This is a genomic window from Amycolatopsis sp. NPDC003731, from assembly GCF_053586895.1.
Genome location: NZ_JBSFNC010000077.1, coordinates 36,560 through 43,209, shown reverse-complemented (window position 1 = coordinate 43,209; position 6,650 = coordinate 36,560). Strand labels below are relative to the sequence as shown.

Annotated in this window: 7 protein-coding genes; 5 read left to right on the top strand and 2 right to left on the bottom strand. The window is 72.2% G+C overall.

Features of this window, described 5'->3' with window-relative positions:
* Positions 1-449 precede the first annotated feature (449 nt).
* Entirely contained in the window at positions 450-1,373 is a 924-nt protein-coding gene (locus ACWDN5_RS27980) for a DUF4097 family beta strand repeat-containing protein (RefSeq protein WP_449678372.1), read from the bottom strand.
* 12 nt (positions 1,374-1,385) lie between these two features.
* The gene (locus ACWDN5_RS27975; protein WP_449678371.1) at positions 1,386-1,907 is read right to left on the bottom strand and encodes a toxin-antitoxin system HicB family antitoxin; all 522 of its coding nucleotides are present in this window, start codon (positions 1,905-1,907) and stop codon (positions 1,386-1,388) included.
* A gap of 119 nt (positions 1,908-2,026) precedes the next feature.
* On the opposite strand from ACWDN5_RS27975, the gene thyX reads away from it, so the two are divergent.
* From thyX to ACWDN5_RS27950, 5 genes are all read left to right on the top strand, one after another.
* Positions 2,027-2,779: an FAD-dependent thymidylate synthase gene (gene thyX / locus ACWDN5_RS27970; RefSeq protein WP_086848783.1), complete on the top strand. Its 753-nt coding sequence runs from the start codon at positions 2,027-2,029 to the stop codon at positions 2,777-2,779.
* A complete protein-coding gene (locus tag ACWDN5_RS27965) occupies positions 2,779-3,174 on the top strand; it encodes an ACT domain-containing protein (protein WP_310972592.1) in 396 nt (131 codons plus the stop codon). The genes thyX and ACWDN5_RS27965 overlap by 1 nt, the downstream gene beginning before the upstream one ends.
* A gap of 128 nt (positions 3,175-3,302) precedes the next feature.
* Complete coding sequence (locus ACWDN5_RS27960; protein ID WP_449678370.1) at positions 3,303-4,544, top strand: Nramp family divalent metal transporter; 1,242 nt, start codon at positions 3,303-3,305, stop codon at positions 4,542-4,544.
* 22 nt (positions 4,545-4,566) lie between these two features.
* Positions 4,567-5,001: a hypothetical protein gene (locus ACWDN5_RS27955; RefSeq protein ID WP_310972594.1), complete on the top strand. Its 435-nt coding sequence runs from the start codon at positions 4,567-4,569 to the stop codon at positions 4,999-5,001.
* Positions 5,002-5,155: 154 nt separating this feature from the next.
* Positions 5,156-6,637 (top strand): serine/threonine-protein kinase, encoded by a 1,482-nt coding sequence (locus ACWDN5_RS27950; protein ID WP_310972595.1) that lies wholly within the window; start codon positions 5,156-5,158, stop codon positions 6,635-6,637.
* Positions 6,638-6,650 lie beyond the last annotated feature (13 nt).

Sequence of the window (6,650 nt, the reverse complement as noted above, 5' to 3'; positions counted from 1 at the left end):
AGTCATTCGCGACATCAGCGCGGCGGCGCACCATTCGCTCCGAGGTGGGCCGGATCGAGACCCGTGGCCGGGGCCAGGGTGGTGCGGTCGATCCGCGGATCCGGCGAACACCCCGGCGCGCACAACCGCGAGGCTGCGGGGGAGGGGTGGCCCGGATGTCCTGCGGCACGTACGCCGCGCCCGCGCGGAGCACGGCGAGGATGCCGACCACCAGCGGGATCGACCGCGTGAGGAACACCCACGTGGTGCCCGGGCGAGCGATGCACCCGAGTGCATCACGGCCACGGCGTCCGGACGGGCCCGCGCCTGCGCCAGAACGGCGTCGTGAATGCGGTCGACGGATTCACCCTTCGTTCGCCGTGTTCTGCGCACGCCCCTCTCTGGCATTTCGCGCGAACGGGCCGTTCCCGGCACCCCCGTACCGGGAACGGCCCGTTCCTCCCCCTTACTCAGCCCGCCGCGCGCGTCACCACGGCGTTGCCGGTGCCCGTGCGGGCTCGCACCTTCAGCTTCACGCCGCCCTCGGGGGCGGTGTCGGCGACGTCCAGCTCGCTGGAGACGCGGCCGCCGCTGGAGGTCAGGTCCACCTCGGCGGACGTGCCGCCGCGGATGCCGATCCGGACCTCGCCGGAGCCGGTGATCAGGTCGAGCGAGCCGGACCCGGCGTCGGCCACGGACAGGTCGCCGCTGCCGGTGCGGGCCATCACCTCGCCCGAAACCGCGCCCAGCCAGACGTCGCCGGTGCCGGTGGCCAGGGTCGCGGAGCCGGCGATCGACGACGCCTCGACGTGGCCGCTGCCGCTGCGCAGCTGCAGCCCGCCCAGCGTCGGGCCCAGCTTGACGGCGCCGCTGCCGGTGCGGATGGTCGCCGCGCCGTCGGCGCGGTCGAGCTTCACCTCGCCGGAGCCGGTCAGCAGGTCGACGCGGCCGGCCGAGCCGGTGACCGTGACGTCCGCCGCGCCCGCGCGCACCTCGACGTGCGAGCCCGCCGGCGCGTGCACCTTGACCGACAGGGCGACGTTGCGCAGCTGCCACGCCTTCGGCGCGCTCACGACCAGGCGGTTGCCGAGCTTCTCGATCCGGCTCTGCCGGACGGCTTCGGCGGGGGAGCTCGCCGGGTCGACGCCCAGCTGGTCGCCGAAGCGCTCGCCGACCCAGGACAGCAGGCTGTTCACGCCCGCCACCCACGGCTGCTGCTCGCCCTGGTCGTGCCGCAGTTCGACGCGCGCGCCGGAGTCGCCGTCGAGGACGACCTCGACGCGGCCGATCGTGACGCTGACGTCGAGCTCCAGCGGGCTGTCGGTCTCGAACTCGTCGATCCGGACCAGGTCGTCGTTCGGCTCTTCGGCCGGTGTGGTCTGTTCTTCACTCATCGTCTCGTCCCCTCAGCCTTCGACCCAGCCGTGCAGGTGCGAACCGCTCCCGCCGCTCTTGCCTTGGTGCTTGCGGCTCCCGCCCCCGCCGCCGAGCGCGCCGTGGCCCAGTGCGCCCTGGACCGCCTGCGACACGAAGGTGTTCAGCGAGACGCCCTGGGCGGCGGCGGCCCGTTCGGCCTGCCCCTTGATCTGCTCGACCAGCCGGAGGGTGATCCGGCTGATGTCCCCGCCGTCGATCGGCGGCGGCGGGGTGGTGTCACGTGGTGTCTCGCGTGACGTCGTCCCTTCGGCGTCGCCGGTGACGACCACGCGGACGTCCCGGCCGTCGAGCCGGACGTCCACCACCTGGCCCGGCAGTGCGGCCGTGACCTCGGCGGCGAGGTCGGCGAGCGCGTTCATCAGGGTCAGGCGGACGGCGGGTTCGAGGGCGGAAGACAGGAGCGCAGCCGCTCGCCGGGTCTGCTCGTCCCCGGCGGCAGCCGTGTTCGCGAGGTCCTCGCGAAGGTTGGCGATGTACGGCGTCAAGTCCATGACACCACTATGACGTCATCGATGATGTCAGTCAAGGCGGCGGTGATGTCACGTGTCCCCCGGGAGTGACCGCCCTCACGCGGTTAGGCTGCGCGGGAACCGGGAGAAGGAGTGCTGACGTGACCGGAACCGTGTCACCCAGAGTGCAGCTGATCGCGAAGACGGAGTTCTTCCCGCCCGGGGACGTGCCGTGGTCGACCGACGCGGACGGCGGCGAAGCGCTCGCCGAGTTCGCCGGCCGCGCCTGCTACCAGTCGTGGAAGAAGCCGAACCCGGCCACCGCGACCAACGCCGGCTACCTCGAGCACATCATCGACGTCGGCCACCTTTCGGTGCTGGAGCACGGTTCGGTGACCTTCTACATCACCGGCATCTCCCGCTCGCTGACCCACGAGCTGATCCGGCACCGGCACTTCTCCTACTCCCAGCTGTCGCAGCGGTACGTCCCGGAGCGCGACGCCGAGTTCGTCGAGCCGGAGATCATCGCGAACGACCCGGTGCTGCACGAGAAGTTCCTCGCCGCGACCCGGGCGAGCGTCGACGCCTACACCGAGCTGCTGGCCGGGCTCGAGGAGAAGTTCGCCGACGTCCCGAGCGCGACCCTGCGCCGCAAGCAGGCCCGCCAGGCCGCCCGCGCGGTGCTGCCCAACGCGACCGAGACCCGCATCGTCGTCACCGGGAACTACCGGGCCTGGCGGCACTTCGTCGCGATGCGCGCCACCGAGCACGCGGACGTCGAAATCCGCGAGCTGGCCGTGGAGTGCCTGCGGCAGCTGCAGAAGGCCGCGGCGAACGTGTTCGCGGACTTCACCATCTCGACGTTGCCGGACGGCACCGAGATCGCCACGAGCCCGAAGGTGCTGGAAGGCTGATGAAGCGACTTGCGATCGACGTCCGGCCCGGCGAGTACGCCGTCGTGCGGCTGCCCGCGGACGCCGCGGTGCCCGCCGAGCTCTTCGCACCTGGCGAAGCCCTGGTTTCGGTGACGCGGACACCCGGGGAACTGTCGGTGATCTGCCCGGCCGGCCGCGAGCCCGCCGGGGCCACGGCCGCCGAGGACGGCTGGCGGCTGCTCTCGGTCCGCGGCCCGCTCGAGTTCACCCTCACCGGCATCATCGCCGCGCTGGCCTCGGAGCTGGCCGCCGCCGGGGTGGCGTTGTTCTCGATCTCGACGTTCGACACCGATCACATCCTGGTCCGCGGCGGCGACCTCGACGACGCGGTCGCGGCCTTGCGCGAGGCCGGCCACGAGGTCGCCCACCCCTGACTTTTCGGGGGCGTTTCGCTGGGTACCCGGGTGCCGGGGTGGGAGCAGTCACCCTTGAAAAACAAAGTTTGGCACGCCTAAACTTCGGTTTAGGGTTCCCGACATCCGGTTTTCGAGAGGTGGGCGTCATGGCTGTGACCGAGGCTGTCCGGCCGAGACTGGCGACCCGGCTGCGCACCGGATCGGCCCTGCTCGGGCCGGCGTTCGTCGCCGCCATCGCCTACGTCGACCCGGGGAACGTCGCGTCCAACATCAGCGCCGGCGCCCGCTACGGCTACCTGCTGGTCTGGGTGATCGTCGTGGCGAACCTGATGGCCGTGCTGGTGCAGTACCTGTCGGCGAAGCTCGGGCTCGTCAGCGGGATGTCGCTGCCGGAGGCCCTGCGCGCCCGGCTGTCCCGGCCGGCCCGGCTGGCCTACTGGGCGCAGGCGGAGGTCGTCGCCATCGCCACCGACCTCGCCGAGGTGGTCGGCGGCGCGATCGCCCTCAACCTGCTGTTCGACCTCCCGCTCATCGTCGGTGGCCTGATCACCGGAGCGGTGTCGCTGACGCTGCTGGCGGTCCAGGACCGCGGCGGCCAGCGGACGTTCGAGCGGGTGGTGACCGGGCTCCTGCTGGTCATCGCCGTCGGGTTCCTGGCCAGCCTGTTCGTCGAGCCGCCGTCGGCCGCGTCGACGCTGGGAGGCCTGGTCCCGAAGTTCGACGGCGCGGGCAGCGTCCTCATCGCCGCGGCCATGCTCGGCGCGACGGTGATGCCCCATGCGGTCTACCTGCACTCGGGCCTGGTCCGCGACCGCCACGGCCGGCCCGACGGCGTCCGGCGCCGCCGCCTGCTGCGCGCGACCCGGGCCGACGTCGGCCTGGCGATGCTGCTGGCGGGCGCGGTGAACCTGGGCATGCTGCTGCTGGCCGCGACGAACCTGCAGGGCCAGGAGGGCGTGGACAGCATCGAGGGCGCGCACGGCGCGGTCGCGGGGGCGCTCGGCCCGGGCGTCGCACTGCTGTTCGCGATCGGCCTGCTGGCCTCCGGCCTGGCCTCGACGTCGGTGGGCGCGTACGCGGGCGCGATGATCATGCAGGGGTTGCTGCACAAGCGGATCCCGCTGGTCCTGCGCCGCCTGGTGACGCTGACGCCGGCGATCGTGGTGCTGGCGCTGGGCGCCGACCCGAGTGCGGCGCTGGTCGTGTCGCAGGTGGTGCTGTCGTTCGGGATCCCGTTCGCGCTGGTGCCGCTGATCCGGCTGACGGCCGACCGTGATCTGATGGGGGCGGACGCGAACCGCCGGCTGACGACGGTCGCGGCCGCGGTGATCGCGGCGATCATCATCGCTCTCAACCTGGTGCTCATCTACCTCACGGTCACCGGTTGACCCACGAAACGGGGTAGCGGCCATGGCCTGGATCTTCGCCCTCAACGCCGAATGCGGGGAGCGCGAGACCCACGCCCGCGACCTCGCCCGCCACTTCGACGGCTGGCCGGCCGGCGTCTTCGAGAACGAAGGCGCCTGGTGGTGCGGAGTGGCCCCCGAAGGCCTCAGCCGTATCGGCCCACAGTCGGCCGAAGAGGCGGCGGCGATGACCGCGGCCGGACGCCGGCTCTACTGGCTGCTCCGGACCGCACCACCGGTCTACCGCTACGCCCTCGCCGGCGTCGAAACCGACCTGTTCCGCACGTACGACGAGCTCGTGGCGGAGAAGGACCTGACGATCTTCCCGGGGCTGGTCGTCGCCGAGGAGATCTGGGCCCGCACGGGCCGGCGCGCTGAGTTCAGCGACTTCGCCCCGGGCTACCGCTGGCTGCCCTACCGCGGCGAGACCCACCGCTGACCGACCCTCCGAGTACGCGTGTCGTCCGTCCAGGTGCGCGTGTCGTCCGTTGAGGTACGCGTGTCGTCCGTTCCGCATCACGAATTCCGCGGAACCCGCGGCGCTCCGCGGTGGTCCGACTAGCATCTGCGCGACCGCCGCCAAAAGGAGCACCGTGACCGACGAACAGACCCGGCCCTATCCGCCGCAGGCACCCGTTACGCCTGGTCAGCGGGTCGTCGCGGGCCGCTATCTCCTGCTCGGCGAACTCGGCCGGGGCGGCATGGGTGTCGTGTGGCGGGCGCAGGACCAGGTCATCGGACGGCAGGTCGCGGTCAAGGAACTGCGGCTGCCTGACGCCGAGTCCGCCGCCGTCTTCTCCGAACGCGCGCTCCGCGAAGTGCGCACCGGCGGGCGGCTCAACGACCCGGCGATCGTCACCGTCTACGACGTCATCACCGACGGCGGGACCACCTTCATCGTCATGGAGCTCGTCGAAGCGCCGTCGCTGGCCGACCTGGTGCGCCAGCGCGGCCCGATGCCCGCCGCGCGGGCCGCGCAGCTGGGGGAGCGGGTGCTCGCCGCGCTGCAGGCGGCCCACGCCGCCGGGATCGTGCACCGGGACGTCAAGCCCGCGAACATCCTGGTCGCGCCGGACGGCCGCGTGAAGCTCACCGACTTCGGCATCGCCCACGCCGTCGACGACCCGCGCCTGACCACCAGCGGCATGATCGTCGGCTCGCCCGCGTTCATGGCGCCCGAGCGCGTCGAGGGCCGCGAAGCGCTGCCCGCGTCCGACCTGTGGTCCCTCGGCGCGACGCTGTTCTTCGCCGTCGAAGGCTCGATCCCGTTCGAGCGCGCGACCACCGCCGCGACGCTGCACGCGATCATGACCGAGATCCCGTACCTCACCCGCGGCCAGGGCCCGATCGCCGCGGCCATCCTCGGCCTGCTCGTCACCAACCCGGACGCGCGGCTGACCGCGGCCCAGGCCCAGAACCTGCTGACCACGGCGCAGGGCATCCGGCCGACTCCGCCCCACGGCACCGCGATGCTCGGCGCCGCCGCCCCGCAGCCGCCGCAGCGGAAGTCCCACCGCGCCCTGTGGCTCGCCGCCGCCGCGGTGCTGGTCGTGGCGGCGCTGATCGGCGGCTTCTTCGCGGGCAAGGCCTACGAGACGCCCGCCGTGGACGCCCAGAAGCTGCCGACCATGACCTTCGGTGTCGGCGGCCAGCTCCGCACCGACATCGGCGGCTACTACCGGTGCTTCAACACCCCGGTGCAGGACGGCTCGATCATCAGCGAGGAAGACAACAGGACCGACTGCGACAAGAGCCACACGCTGGAGGTCTACGAGATCGGAAACCTGCTCTCGGTCGAGAACTGGAGCACCGACGACGCCAAGGTCGCGGCCTACCCGGGCCTGCCCGCGGTGACGGCGAGTGCCGAAGCGGCGTGCGCGACCGCGTTCCGGTCGTCGATCGTGCCCGAGCCGAACCGCGCGGACCTCACCTTCCGAGCGCTCGTGCCCACCGAGACCGAGTGGCGCCGGGCTCCTGCGAAGCAGGGTGACGAGCCCAGCCGCGAGTTCTACTGCGTGCTGGCCCGCGCCGACGGCGGCCCCATCACCGCCCCGATCGTGACCAAGGTCAAGTAGAAGTTCCGCGACG